The sequence below is a fragment of the Kribbella sp. NPDC043289 genome, from assembly GCF_056436705.1.
In genome coordinates this window covers 504,752-516,840 of record NZ_JBWKCB010000003.1, presented here as the reverse complement: position 1 = coordinate 516,840, position 12,089 = coordinate 504,752, and the positions used below count along the sequence as shown (strand labels likewise).

The following is a 12,089-nucleotide window of genomic DNA, read 5'->3' as shown; positions in this document are numbered from 1 at the left end:
TGAGTGCCCGGGGTCCGGCTCAGTGCGGCTGGAGCAGTTCGTCGTCGCCGGTGAGGGCGGCGGCGATTCGGCGGTGTTTGGTGGCGTTTTCGGGGCGGGACTGGCGTTCGAAGGTTCGGGCCAGCATGAGGTGGGCGTAGTACTCCGTGGGTTCGCGGTCGATGATCTCGAGGAGGTGTTCCTCGGCGGGCTTCAGGAGCGCCGCGTGGTAGTAGGCCCGGGCCAGGAGCAGCCGCGTGCCGACGTCGTCCGGGGTCTCGTCGACCACCGGCCGCAGCGCGCGAATGGCGCCCCGGTAGTCGCGCTCCTCGAAGTACTGCCGGCCGAGGCCGTAGCTGAGTGCACGCATGTCTTCCATGCCCGCCTCAACGCGGCCCCGGCCTCAGTTATGCCGGGGCCTCGGTCCGGCCGGGGCCTCGGTCAGCCGCTGCTTCGCTCAGGCCGCGTCGAGGGTGGCGACCTGGTCGGGGGTCAGCGTGAAGTCGATCGCGCTGTACGAGTCGCGGATGGTCTCCGGGCGGCTGGAGCCGGGAATCGGGATGACGTACGGCGACTTCGCCAGCATCCACGCCAGGGTCAGCTTCTGCGGCGAGACGCCCAGCTCGGAGGCGAGGGTCTGGAAGGCCGGGTACTTCGCCCCGAGCTCAGCGGCGTTCGAGATGCCGCCGAGCGGCGACCACGGGAGGAACGCGATCCCGAGCGAGTCGCACAGTTCGAGTTCGGGCTCGCTCGACCGGAACTTCGGCGAGAACTGGTTCTGCACCGAGACGAGCCGGCCGCCGAGGATCTCGTTGGCCTGCTTGATCTGCGACGGGTTCGCGTTCGAGATGCCGGCCATCCGGATCTTCCCGGCGTCGAGCAGGTCCCGGATCGCGCCCATCGAGTCCTCGTACGGCGTCTTCGGGTCCGGCCGGTGGAACTGGTACAGCCCGATCGCGTCGACGCCGAGCCGCTTCAGCGACGCCTCGGCCGCGGCGGCCAGGTGCTTCGGGGAGCCGTCCTGCGTCCAGCTGCCGTCGCCGGGGCGGAGGTGGCCGCCCTTGGTCGCGACGAGCACGTTCGACGTGTCACCGCCGTACGACGACAGCGCCTTGGCGATCAGGGTCTCGTTGTGACCGTCGTCGGTCGCGGTCAGGTGGTACGCGTCGGCGGTGTCGATCAGCGTGATCCCGGCGTCGAGCGCGGCGTGGATGGTCGCGATCGACCGGTCCTCGTCCGGACGCCCCTCGATCGACATCGGCATCCCGCCGAGCCCGATCGCGGACACCTCGACGTCACCGATCCGGCGGGTCTTGTTCGTGTCAGCCATGGGCCCAGCCTTGCGCGACCGAACTCAGTACACCAACAGGAAAACTCAATCGCCCCGATCGGTGCGGCTTCTGAATCGCCGAGCCACGTCGCGTGACCCGGACAGCATGGCACCCTACCGGCGACCTCCCCCCGACTCGAAGGAAGCCGATGACGCAAATGCAGGACGGCCCGGCAGCGTCCGACCGGCCAACCGTCAAGTGGTGGCGGTCCATGCTTCGCGATGCGGCGGCCAAGGTCGCCGACCGTGGACCGGATCAGACCGGAGGGATTTCCTGGTACCCGGACGCGGTGCTGAACGCCAGCGCCGCCTTGCGAGCCGGTACCGGGCCTGACGAACTGCTCTACCTGCCCCACGCGGTCAGCGAGGTGTCTCGCGGTTTCGCGGAGGGACTCTCTCGGGACAGCTACGAGCACTGGGCGCCGATCCAGGATCAGATCGACCACGGCCGACTCATGACCACACTGGCCACGGGCCCCGTCGACGAGACGTTGGATCGCGCCGCAAACCTGATCGCCGAGGCCGCCGACCGAGCGGACGGTCGACTGGACGTGGCGCCTGATCCGGAGGTTGTCGCGCAGGTGCGGGGCCGGATGAAGTACACGATCGAGCAGGTACAGCTGGGGACCCAGAATGGCGGGCCGGCTCGATAAGTCAAGGGCTTACAAATCGCAGGGTGGTTACGTAAGAATATGGCGAAACTCGCCTGAGGAACGGAGCCGCCCGTGCCGTCCCGTCGTACCTTCCTCCAGTTGACCGGCCTGAGTGCCGCCTCGGTCGCGCTCGGCGTCGCCGCGCCGGCCAGTGCCGACGCCACGCCGGCCCGCCCGATCCCCGACGGCGCCTTCGCCCTCGGTGTCGCGTCCGGCGATCCGCGTCCGGACGGTTTCGTCCTGTGGACCCGGCTCGCCCCGAACCCACTCGCCACCGACGGCCACGGCGGGATGCCGGCCGCCAACGTCCCGGTGCAGTACGAGGTGGCCGAGGACGATCGTTTCCAGCACGTCGTACGGCGTGGGCTCGCGATCGCGACGCCTGACCTGGCGCACGCCGTCCATCCCGAGGTGCGTGGCCTCCGCCCGGGCCGCGAGTACTTCTACCGGTTCCGTGTCGGCAGCCAACTCAGCCCGGTCGGCCGCACGAAGACCCTGCCGACGAGCGGCGATCAGTTCACCTTCGCGACCGCGTCCTGCCAGGCCTGGTACCACGGGTACTTCGCGGCGCACCGCGACATCGCCCGCCGAGCGCCGGACGCAGTGTTCTTCCTCGGCGACTACATCTACGAGTACGGAATCGTTGCCGGGGACAACTTGTGGCGCGCGGGTGTCACCGTCGGCCCCGAGCACGGCGTCGAGATCGAGACGCTCGAGCAGTACCGCCTGCGCTACAGCCTCTTCAAGACCGACCCCGATCTCCAGGCGGCGCACGCGGCCGCGCCCTGGTTCCTGGTCTGGGACGACCACGAGGTGCAGAACAACTACGGCGCCGCCAACTCGCTGTACGGCGTCCCGCCCGAACTCTTCGTTCACCGCCGCGCGGTCGCGTACCGCGCGTACTACGAGAACGTCCCGATCGCCCTCGACAGTCTCCCGAACGGCCCCGACGGCCGGATCTACCGCCGGTACGACGTGGGCTCGCTGGCCCGGGTCCACCTGCTCGACACCCGCCAGTACCGCGACCCGCTCCCCGTCGACGAAGCCGACCGCGTCTCGGAGCAGCGCACGATCATGGGCGCCGAGCAAGAGGCCTGGCTGTACGACGGACTCCGCACGTCGCAGGCGCCGTGGAACATCGTGGCGGGCGGTGTCGTCCTGAGCGCCGTCACCGACGACCGCACCGAGCAGTGGGACGGCTACCCGGCCAACCGCCGCCGCGTGCTGGAGGCGATGAGCGGCGCCGGGACCTCGGTGATGCTCACCGGCGACATCCACCGTCATGTCGCGTCCGAGCTGCAGCTGAACGACCGCACGGTCGGCGTGGAACTCGTCTGCTCGTCCGTCGGCTCCAATGGCGACGGCACCGACACGGACACGTACGCCAAGGACTGGCTGCAGCACCCGTACATGAAGCTCTACAACGCCCGCCGCGGCTACGTGCACAGCACGATGATGCGCTCCGAACTGACCACCGAGTTCGTGAACTTCCCTTATATCCAAGCCGATGCGAACGCTCAGCCGAACGTGCTGGCGCGTTTCCGGACCGCCGTTGACGCTCCCAGCCTGGAGGCACTGTGACCACCCGTCCGCCGGCGATCACCGGCCTGCACGGCACCGGCTCCATCGGCATCGTCACCCTCGATTGGAAACCCGTCTCCTGGGCCACCGTCGTCGACCACTACGCGGTGTACGCCGACGGCGCGCTGATCGGCAAGACCGTCTACCCACACTTCGTCCACCGCGGCCTCGGCTTCACCGGCGTCACCAGGTCCTACGCGATCGTCACCGTCGATGCCACAGGCAACAAATCCGCCCGCTCCCGCGCCGCCGCGGTCGCCAACCAGACCTCGGTCACCGTCTCCGGTACGCCGGTCGCGACCGTCGGCACCTTCGACGGCAAGGGCTCGGAGCTGGCCCTCTCGCCGAAGGGCTACGCGCAGTACCCGACCGTCTTCCCGTCCGACGTCGACTACACGGTCGGTACGTCGACGCCCGCCGCCGACTGGTCCTACCTGCTGCCCGGGCCGGCCGACAAGTGGGCCGGGACGAAGAATCACCGCGCGACGTTCCGCTTCGACCTGCCCGCCGTACCGGAACAGGATCTCGACCTGGCGCTGTGGCTGATCGACAGTCATGCCAGTCTCGCGGCGTCGGCGCTGCTCACGGTCAACGGCACGGAGTTCGGCCGCCTGACGTTCGCGAACGGCGCGACGAAGGGGTCCACGATCGCGGACAGCACGTACCCGGGGTCGCCGCTGAAGCCGTCGTACCTCGAGGTGCCGTTGCCCAGGGCACTGTTCCGCGCCGGTCAGAACGTGCTTGAACTGTTCAAGGACCAGGGATCGTGGATCGCCTACGACGCGCTGGGGATCTTCGCGAGACGGTGAGGGTCAGCCGGGGAGGTCGAGCCGCTGGGTCCCGACGACGGACAGCAGGCGGAGCGCCTCCTCGGACGGGGAGCCCGGGGTCGCGGTGTAGATGATCAGCTGCTGGTCGCAGTCGGGGATCGCCAGGGCGTCGCAATTCACCGTGACCAGCCCCACCAACGGGTGCTGGAAGGACTTGCACAGCATCGGCTCGGCCGCGATCTCATGGGCCGCCCACCGCTCCGCGAACTCCGGGCTGCCGGCCAGCAGGTCGGCGATCAGCTCGCGGATCTCCGGATCGTCGGGGTACCGCGCGGCGGTCGCGCGCAGGTGGTTGACCGCGCTCCGGGCGAAGCGCTCGCCGTCCACCACGGAGTACACGTGCCTGTCGCCGCTGAGGAATGAGCGGCGGAGCAGGTTCCGCTCGGGGCGGGAGCGGGTCGAGAAGTCCTCCATCAGTGCCGCCGCGAGGTGGTTCCAGGCGATCACCTCGTAGGACGCCGAGAGCACGATCGCGGCCGCGTTCGGCAGCCTGTCGAGGAGGTCGAGGATGGACTGCCGCACCTCCCGCGGAGGTCCGACCGGCCGTACGGGTGGCGCGCCGGCCAGCTGGTGTAGATGGTCGCGCTCGGCATCGTTCAGCCGGAGCGCCCGCGACAGTCCGGCGAGGACCTCGCTGGACGGATGCGGCGCGCGGGCCTGTTCCAGTCGGGTGTAGTACTCCGTGGAGATGTACGCGAGTTGCGCGACCTCCTCGCGCCGCAGTCCCGGCGTACGGCGTCTGCGGCCGGCGGGCAGGCCGACGTCGCCAGGGGTGACCCGCTCCCGTCGGCTGCGGAGGAATGCCGCCAGTCCGGTCTTGTCCACGTCTTCCAGTGTGCCCGGTCGGGACGGCTCAACCAGGTACAACCGATGCCTGGTTACCGGTCCGCGGGACGCCAAGGCTCGAAGGCATGGACAAACTTCTCGACAACAAGGTCATCCTCGTCACCGGCGCCGGCCGCGGGATCGGCGCCGCGGCAGCCCGGCTGTTCGCCGCCGAAGGCGCGCAGGTGATGCTCGCCGCCCGCACCGAATCCGAGATCGCGGCCGTCGCCAAGGAACTAGACGCGCGGTACGTCGTCTGCGACCTCGCCGACCCGGACTCGGTCCGCGCCGCGGTCGACCGGACCGTGGCGGAGTACGGGCGTCTGGACGCCGCTTTCAACAACGGGGCCATCGGTCAGCAGCCGGGCCCGATGGACGGCCTCGGCCAGGACGCACTCGACCAGGTGTACGCCGTGAACTTCCGCGGCCTGTGGACCGCGATGGTCGCCGAGATCGCCGCGATCCGGGCCGGCGCCGGGCACGGCAGCATCGTGAACACGTCGAGCGTCGGCGCCTTCGCCGGCAATCCCGCGCTCCCGGCGTACGGGGCGCTGAAGCGGGCGGTGAACAGTCTCACCGAGTCGGCCGCGATCACCTACGCCCCGGAGAACATCCGGGTGAACGCGATCGCGCCCGGCACGACGCTGACCGAGATGCTGCAGGACTGGGACCGCGCGACGCCCGGCGTGATCGACGGGCTGATCGCGCAGACACCGCTCGGCCGCGGTGCCGAGCCGATCGAGGTCGCCCAGGCCGCCGCCTGGCTGCTCAGCGACCGGGCGTCGTTCGTCACCGGTGCCGTGCTGCGCGTGGACGGCGGCCTGGGCGTCTGACTCACATCTGGTGCACGTTGGCGCGGCGGTCCTCCACGACGTACGTCGCCCGCGTGCTGATCGGGGCGTTCGGCGTCTCGACATACGGGAGCACACGGAAGTCGGAGCGCCACTGCTTCTGGTCGACCGTGACCCGGACGTACCCGCGCTGCGAGTTGAAGAACTTCAGGTGCGGGTTCGCGGCCAGGAACTGCTGCCCCTGGTCGGTCGTGTCGGCACCGTTGCCGCCGCTGGTGACCGACGTCCCGACGAACTCGGTGCCGACCGTGGCGGAGTCCGGGTTCGCGAAGTCGCGCTTCAGCTCGAGGGCGTAGTTCTGGTGCCGGTCGCCGGTGATGACGACCAGGTTCCGGACGCCGCTGTCCTGCGCGGCCGCGAGCACCTTGTTGCGCTCGGCAACATAACCGTCCCACGGGTCCAGCCAGACGTGCGTCTCCGGGCCGGGCGTCCAGTCGGTCTGACCCATCGGGGTCTGGTTGCCGATCACCTGCCAGCGGGCCTTCGACTGGCGGAACCCGTCCAGCAGCCAGGCGCGCTGCTTGCCGCCCAGCATGGTGTTGTCCGGGTTGAAGCGGTCGTCACAGGTGGACGAGTCGCCGTCGCCGCACGGCTGGTCGGTGCGGTACTGGCGGGTGTCCAGGATGGTGAAGTCCGCGAGCCGGCCGTACGGGAGCCGCCGGTGGTAACGGATCTCCGGCCCGTTCGGCATCTGCTCGTGCCGCACCGGCAGGTTCTCGTACATCGCCTGGAAGGCCTGTGCGCGACGCAGCCGGAACACAGCCGGGTCCTGGTCCGGCTCGGTGTCGATCTGGGAGATGTCGCCGGCCCAGTTGTTCTCCACCTCGTGGTCGTCGAAGGTGTGGATCCACGGGTGTGCCGCGTGCGCGGCCTGCAGCGGCGCCTCGGTCTTGTAGAGCGAGTACTGCAGGCGGTACCGCGCGAGGTCGAACGTCTCGGTGTGGAACCGCGGGTCGGTCGTGACGCCACGCTTGTTCGTCTTCACGCCCGACTCGTAGATGTAGTCGCCGAGGTGGACGACGAGATCGAGGTCCTCCTGAGCCATGTGCTCGTACGCCGTGAAGTACCCGTCCTGCCACGCGTTGCACGACGCGAACGCGAACCGCAGCTCGCGCGGCGACGTCAGCGGGTGCGGTGTGGTCCGGGTCCGGCCGGTCGGCGACACCTCACGCCCGGTGCGGAAGCGGTAGTAGTACACGTGGTCGGGCAGCAGGCCGCGAACCTCGGGGTGCACCGAATGCCCGAGCTCCGGGGTCGCGATGACGCTGCCCCGCCGTACGACGTGCCGGAACGCCTCGTCGTACGCGACCTCGTACTCGACGCGGACCGGGCGCGCGGGCATCCCGCCCTTCCCGTCGACGGCGTACGGGTCGGTGGCGAGGCGGGTCCAGAGCACGACCCCGTCGTACTGCGGATCACCCGAGGCGACGCCGAGCGTGAACGGGTTGCCGGTGCCGGCCGGAGCGGCGTACGTGGTCGAGGCGTCCCAGACCCCGGTGCCGAGCAGTACGGCGGCCGAGCCCGCACCCCCGTAGCCGAGGAAGCGGCGGCGTGACAAGGACATGGTTCCTCCAGATGAAGGGCGGTCAGGTGGGGGAAAGCGCTGTCAGTGTTCAGTCGTCGAGTGGCGAGAAAGTTAACGGACGACGCCGGTGAATTAACGAATGGCGATGTTACGAAGGGGGTCTTCGCTAGGGTGGTCCGAATTGCTCGCTACCGGGGAGTCACCTCATGGCCTACGAACCGTGCCGCTACGCCCAACGCTGGCCGGATCTGTTCGACCAGCTCGACGACGACCAGAAGCAGCGCGTCAGCGACGCGTTGGCGAACAACCCGGTGGAGAACTGGGAGCCGGAACGCGACGACGTCGTCGACCTCGTCGACCGCGAACTCGGCCGCATCGACACCGCGGAGTACATCCGCCGCACGATGTCGAAGGTCACCCGCGGCGTGTGACGTCTACCTGTCCCACGCCGGGGCTGGAGCCGTGAGCCGCAAGGCAGGATAGGGCGCATGCAGATCGACGAACGGATTCGCCGTGCCCGGCTGGAGGACATCCCGGCGCTCGTGGAGCTGGTGTACGCGCTGGCGGAGTACGAACGGGCTCCGGAGGAGTGCCACCTGACCGAGGACCAGCTGCGGACCGCCCTGTTCGGCGACAGCCCCGCTGCCTTCTGCCACGTCGCGGAGCACGAGGGCCAGGTGGTCGGCTGCGCCATCTGGTTCCTCAGCTTCTCCACCTGGCGCGGCGTCCACGGCATCTACCTCGAGGACCTCTTCGTCCGCCCCGAGATCCGCGGTACCGGCCTCGGCAAGGCCCTCCTCACCGCACTGGCCCAGGAGTGCGTCAGCAACAACTACGAACGCCTCGAGTGGTCCGTCCTGAACTGGAACACCCCCGCCATCGACTTCTACAAGTCCCTCGGCGCCAAACCCCAGGACGAATGGACCGTCTACCGCCTCACCGACGAAGCCCTGACGAAGCTGGGTTCGTAAGGCGATCGGCAGCTCGACAGGAGGTGTCAGGTGCTGAGGTAGTGCACCTGAGCGTGATTGCTCTCCTGCGTACAGCGTCTCGCTGGTGCACTACCTGTCGAGATACCGACGGTTCGCGAAGAACTCCCGACGCAGCTCGTCGAGTAACCGCTGCTTGTCCGCGAACGGTCCGGTGGCCAGCCAGATCGTCTCGACCGCGGACTTGAACGGGTCCTCGGAGAAGGTGGAGGTGACCACCGTCGAGGTGTTCTCGAAGGAGTCGCGGTCGCCGAACCACCCGTGCATCCGGGCGACGAACTGGGAGGATGCACGGATCTCGGCCCCGGGTTCGACCGGCGGTTGCGGTCCGTTGAGTGTGTCGAGCCAGTCGGCGCCGCTGTCCATCCGGTCCAGGACGCCCGCGATCCGTTCCTCGGCGGCGTACCCGGCCTCCTCGCACGCGCGGCGCGCCGCCCAGCGCGCCATGTCGCGGAGGGTCGTCGGCTCGGTCTGCTCCAGGGCATCCACGAATGCTCGGTCCAGAGCCGACAGATCCAGGCCGTGCCTGGTGTTCTCGATCCGCTGGGTCGGCAGTGCACCGCCGTACGCCGCCGCCAGCTCGACGAGCCGCTGCTGTTCGGCCTCTCGAGCCTTCTGCTGTTTGCGTTCGGCGAGCTGCGCCGGGGTGGGCTGTTCCCGAGCGAAGCCGTGCCAGTACGCCGCCTGCCGGCTGGTCTGCTTCACCACTCGATCGGGTGCCGGCTGCGCGGGCCAGAACTGCAGCAGGTAGCGGTCGACCAACGGCTCGTCGTCCATCGGCGGTCCGGCCTGGTGGCCCGCATCCATGCCCCAGCCGGAGTACCGGACCCGGTAATCCACGAGGTCGAGTGGAAGCATCCACCAGTCGTTCGAGTCCAGCCCCGACAAGGTCGGTGGCTGAGCCGGTCGGTACGACGCCTCGACGATGTCCTCCCACGTGTCGTCGATCGCCGGTTCCTGATCGTGCAGCTCGGCGGTGAAGTCGACCTCGCCGGTGTGCAGCCCAGTCATCAGGGTCAGCCTGCCGGCGACCGCGGCACCACACAGTCCGTTCTGCTGTCCGCCGAAGCACTCGCCGAGATCGGCGAAATCTCCGCCGCTCTCAACGTAGATCTGTCCGTACGAGAGCCAGACCGGCCCGGTCATGAGTGTGCGCATTGAGACGTTCCCCCAGGTCGTTCGATTGCGTCCTTTCAATCACATTCAGCTGGACAGCACCAGGCCTGTGTTCCTACGGCCGGCGGTGTTTGGCGGCGTACATTGCTTGGTCGGCCTGGTGGAGGAGGGCGTCGAGGTCGCGGGTGGTGGGGGTGATGGCGACGGTGCCGACGCTGGTGGTGACCTTGACCGCGATGTTCGGGAGCGGGCGGCTGACGGCGGACTCGAGGCGGGTGATGAGGGCCGTGAGGTCGTCACCGGCGATGTCCTCCGCGAGAACGGCGAACTCGTCGCCGCCGAGGCGGGCCACGGTGTCCCCGTGCCGGACGGTCGCGCTGAGGCGGTTGGCGATCTCGCGGAGCGCGCGGTCGCCGGACTCGTGGCCGTAGCCGTCGTTGACGAGTTTGAAGTGGTTGAGGTCGCAGAACAGCAGCGCCCCGGGCCGACCGGTGACGCGAGTGCGCTCGAGCACCTTGGTAAAGCGGTGCTCGAGGAGCCGGCGGTTCGGGAGGCCGGTGAGCGGGTCGTGCGCGGCGTGGTGGCGGAGCTCGCGTTCGGCGTCCTTGCGGGCGGTGACGTCGTCGATCTGGACGAGCAGGATCCGCGGCTGTCCGCTGCCTTGCTCGACGAGGGCCGCCGTGCCGCCGAGCCAGATCTCGTTGCCGCTCGGCTGGGTGAAGATCCGCTCGAAGCGGTACGTGCCGCTGCTCGCGGCGAGGTCCTCGAGTTCGTGTCGGGTCTGGTCGGGCTCCTGGTCGCGGAGGAACGTCGCCATCCGCGCCCCGAGCAACTGTTCCGCGGCGTACCCGGTGATCCGGCAGAACGCGTCGTTGACCCGGAGGATCCGCCCCAGCTCGGGACCGTCGAAGGCGATCGTCGCCATCCCGTTCCCGGCGCCCTCGAAGACCAGCCGGAAGGTCGCCTCGCTGGCCTCCAGCCGGGTCTTCTCGGCGCGCAGCTGATCGGTCAGCCGGGCCCGGTCGATGGCCAGCCCGGCCTGGGTGGCGAAGATCTCCAGCAGCTCGCGGTGCACCGGACCCGGCCGCCGCTGGTCCTCCGGCAGGTCGACCGCCAGCATCCCGACCAGCTCACCGTCGGAGGAGTACAGCGGCGCGAACAGGGCGTCCAGCGGGTGCCAGGCGTCCGGGTCGTCGGACACCGGTACGTCGGGCACCCAGCCGGTCACCTCACCTTCCGGTAGCCGCTCGTGGGGCACGAACCGGAGCTTGCCCCACGCGTCCGCGATCGCGAACTCGGTATCGAAGATGTCCGGAGCGCTGATCCGGCCGAGCAACGCCGACCGGGCCTCCGGTGAGCCGGCCACCGCGATCACCTCGAACTTCCCGTCCGGGTGCCGCAGGTTCAGGACCGCGATCCCGAAGCCGAGGCCGTTCACGACCCCGTCGACGACCGCCTGGAGGGTCTCGGCCAGGCTCCGCCCGGCACCCATGCGGGTGCTCACCTCGTACAGGCGCCGGACGGCGGTCAGCCGGACCGTGGGATCGATCTGCACGGATCGAGCTTAGGCCGGTCTCACCGGGTGTGAGCCCCAGATCACAAAAAATGACCCGGTTAAGCGCGCGTTCTCACATCCTCGAGAGATTTCAGTACCGGAGTTCGGTCAGCCCGCGGTAGCTGCGTTCGGCCGACGTCCAGGCGTCGGTCGGCTTGTCGTGCTCGACCAGGTACTGCTCGACGCCACCCGACTCGGCGTGCGCGAACATCGCGCCGAAGTCGAGTTTCCCGGCGCCGACGTCCTCCCACGAGCCGTCCTCGGCCATGTCCTTGACGTGCAGCGCGGGGAACCGGCCCGGGTGGTCCTGGAACAGCTTCGCCGGGTCGTGCCCGCCGTCGACCGCCCAGTACAGGTCCAGCTCGAACCCGAGGAGTTCCGGATCCACCCCGAGCAGGATGTCGTACAGCACCTGTCCGTCGATCTCGTCGAAGTCGTGGCCGTGGTTGTGGAACAGCAGCTTCAGCCCGGCGTCCCGCGCGGCCTTGCCGGCCTCGGTGAACGCGGCCGCCGCGGTCTTGAAGCCCTCGACGGAGTGCAGATCACCCGGGATCGACGGTACGACGGCCCACTGCGCACCCAACGTCTTCACATCGGCGAGCGCACCCGCCCAGTCGTCACTCATCCGCGCGTACCCGACGTGCTCGAGCACGATCGCGAGCCCGGCGTCGTCGGCGAAGCCACGGATCTCCTCGGCACTGTGGTCGAACCGTCCGCTCACCCCCACCGTGCGGTAGCCGATGTCCGCGAGCCGCTTCAGCGTGCCCGGGTAGTCCTCGGCCAGTACGTCGCGCATCGTGTAGAGGTGCATCCCGATACCGTCGGCGGGAAGGGTTCGGTCTGTCATAGGTTCAG

Annotated in this window: 13 protein-coding genes; 6 read left to right on the top strand and 7 right to left on the bottom strand. The window is 69.2% G+C overall.

Going from position 1 to position 12,089, the window contains the following annotated elements:
* Positions 1-19: 19 nt before the first annotated feature.
* Together AC0662_RS20725 and AC0662_RS20720 are read right to left on the bottom strand one after the other, a co-directional pair.
* Complete coding sequence (locus tag AC0662_RS20725; protein ID WP_478302497.1) at positions 20-349, bottom strand: tetratricopeptide repeat protein; 330 nt, start codon at positions 347-349, stop codon at positions 20-22.
* Between the two features lie 87 nt (positions 350-436).
* On the bottom strand, positions 437-1,309 hold the full coding sequence (locus tag AC0662_RS20720) for an aldo/keto reductase (protein WP_478302495.1): 873 nt from the start codon (positions 1,307-1,309) through the stop codon (positions 437-439).
* Between the two features lie 212 nt (positions 1,310-1,521).
* Between AC0662_RS20720 and AC0662_RS20715 the strand changes: the two genes are divergently transcribed.
* The 3 genes from AC0662_RS20715 (at position 1,522) to AC0662_RS20705 (ending at position 4,352) form a co-directional block, all read left to right on the top strand.
* The gene (locus AC0662_RS20715; protein WP_478302493.1) at positions 1,522-1,962 is read left to right on the top strand and encodes a hypothetical protein; all 441 of its coding nucleotides are present in this window, start codon (positions 1,522-1,524) and stop codon (positions 1,960-1,962) included.
* Positions 1,963-2,061: 99 nt separating this feature from the next.
* Complete coding sequence (locus tag AC0662_RS20710) at positions 2,062-3,543, top strand: alkaline phosphatase D family protein (RefSeq protein ID WP_478302491.1); 1,482 nt, start codon at positions 2,062-2,064, stop codon at positions 3,541-3,543.
* Positions 3,540-4,352, top strand: a complete 813-nt coding sequence (locus tag AC0662_RS20705; RefSeq protein ID WP_452197621.1) for a polysaccharide lyase family protein — start codon at positions 3,540-3,542, stop codon at positions 4,350-4,352. The genes AC0662_RS20710 and AC0662_RS20705 overlap by 4 nt, the downstream gene beginning before the upstream one ends.
* 3 nt (positions 4,353-4,355) lie before the next feature.
* On the opposite strand, the gene AC0662_RS20700 is transcribed toward AC0662_RS20705, so the two are convergent.
* A complete protein-coding gene (locus AC0662_RS20700) occupies positions 4,356-5,198 on the bottom strand; it encodes a helix-turn-helix transcriptional regulator (RefSeq protein WP_478302488.1) in 843 nt (280 codons plus the stop codon).
* Positions 5,199-5,284: 86 nt separating this feature from the next.
* On the opposite strand from AC0662_RS20700, the gene AC0662_RS20695 reads away from it, so the two are divergent.
* On the top strand, positions 5,285-6,031 hold the full coding sequence (locus tag AC0662_RS20695; RefSeq protein ID WP_478302486.1) for an SDR family NAD(P)-dependent oxidoreductase: 747 nt from the start codon (positions 5,285-5,287) through the stop codon (positions 6,029-6,031).
* Between the two features lies 1 nt (position 6,032).
* On the opposite strand, the gene AC0662_RS20690 is transcribed toward AC0662_RS20695, so the two are convergent.
* A complete protein-coding gene (locus AC0662_RS20690; RefSeq protein WP_478302484.1) occupies positions 6,033-7,613 on the bottom strand; it encodes an alkaline phosphatase D family protein in 1,581 nt (526 codons plus the stop codon).
* Between the two features lie 167 nt (positions 7,614-7,780).
* On the opposite strand from AC0662_RS20690, the gene AC0662_RS20685 reads away from it, so the two are divergent.
* Positions 7,781-8,005, top strand: coding sequence for an antitoxin VbhA family protein (locus AC0662_RS20685; protein WP_452197628.1), 225 nt, complete (start codon positions 7,781-7,783; stop codon positions 8,003-8,005).
* Between the two features lie 57 nt (positions 8,006-8,062).
* Positions 8,063-8,545: a GNAT family N-acetyltransferase gene (locus tag AC0662_RS20680; protein WP_452197630.1), complete on the top strand. Its 483-nt coding sequence runs from the start codon at positions 8,063-8,065 to the stop codon at positions 8,543-8,545.
* Between the two features lie 90 nt (positions 8,546-8,635).
* On the opposite strand, the gene AC0662_RS20675 is transcribed toward AC0662_RS20680, so the two are convergent.
* The 3 genes from AC0662_RS20675 to AC0662_RS20665 form a co-directional block, all read right to left on the bottom strand.
* Entirely contained in the window at positions 8,636-9,721 is a 1,086-nt protein-coding gene (locus AC0662_RS20675; RefSeq protein WP_478302481.1) for a hypothetical protein, read from the bottom strand.
* A 73-nt stretch (positions 9,722-9,794) separates the two neighbouring features.
* Positions 9,795-11,234: a diguanylate cyclase domain-containing protein gene (locus AC0662_RS20670; protein WP_478302479.1), complete on the bottom strand. Its 1,440-nt coding sequence runs from the start codon at positions 11,232-11,234 to the stop codon at positions 9,795-9,797.
* A gap of 91 nt (positions 11,235-11,325) precedes the next feature.
* Positions 11,326-12,081 (bottom strand): sugar phosphate isomerase/epimerase family protein, encoded by a 756-nt coding sequence (locus tag AC0662_RS20665; RefSeq protein ID WP_452197635.1) that lies wholly within the window; start codon positions 12,079-12,081, stop codon positions 11,326-11,328.
* Between the last annotated feature and the right edge of the window lie 8 nt (positions 12,082-12,089).

Excerpts from the sequence above, each read along its gene's own strand:
- AC0662_RS20675 (WP_478302481.1), bottom strand. The coding sequence starts at position 9,721 with ATGCGCACACTCATGACCGGGCCGGTCTGGCTCTCGTACGGACAGATC.
- AC0662_RS20690 (WP_478302484.1), bottom strand. The coding sequence starts at position 7,613 with ATGTCCTTGTCACGCCGCCGCTTCCTCGGCTACGGGGGTGCGGGCTCG.
- AC0662_RS20680 (WP_452197630.1), top strand. The coding sequence starts at position 8,063 with ATGCAGATCGACGAACGGATTCGCCGTGCCCGGCTGGAGGACATCCCG.
- AC0662_RS20720 (WP_478302495.1), bottom strand. The coding sequence starts at position 1,309 with ATGGCTGACACGAACAAGACCCGCCGGATCGGTGACGTCGAGGTGTCC.
- AC0662_RS20725 (WP_478302497.1), bottom strand. The coding sequence starts at position 349 with ATGCGTGCACTCAGCTACGGCCTCGGCCGGCAGTACTTCGAGGAGCGC.
- AC0662_RS20685 (WP_452197628.1), top strand. The coding sequence starts at position 7,781 with ATGGCCTACGAACCGTGCCGCTACGCCCAACGCTGGCCGGATCTGTTC.
- AC0662_RS20715 (WP_478302493.1), top strand. The coding sequence starts at position 1,522 with ATGCTTCGCGATGCGGCGGCCAAGGTCGCCGACCGTGGACCGGATCAG.
- AC0662_RS20695 (WP_478302486.1), top strand. The coding sequence starts at position 5,285 with ATGGACAAACTTCTCGACAACAAGGTCATCCTCGTCACCGGCGCCGGC.
- AC0662_RS20665 (WP_452197635.1), bottom strand. The coding sequence starts at position 12,081 with ATGACAGACCGAACCCTTCCCGCCGACGGTATCGGGATGCACCTCTAC.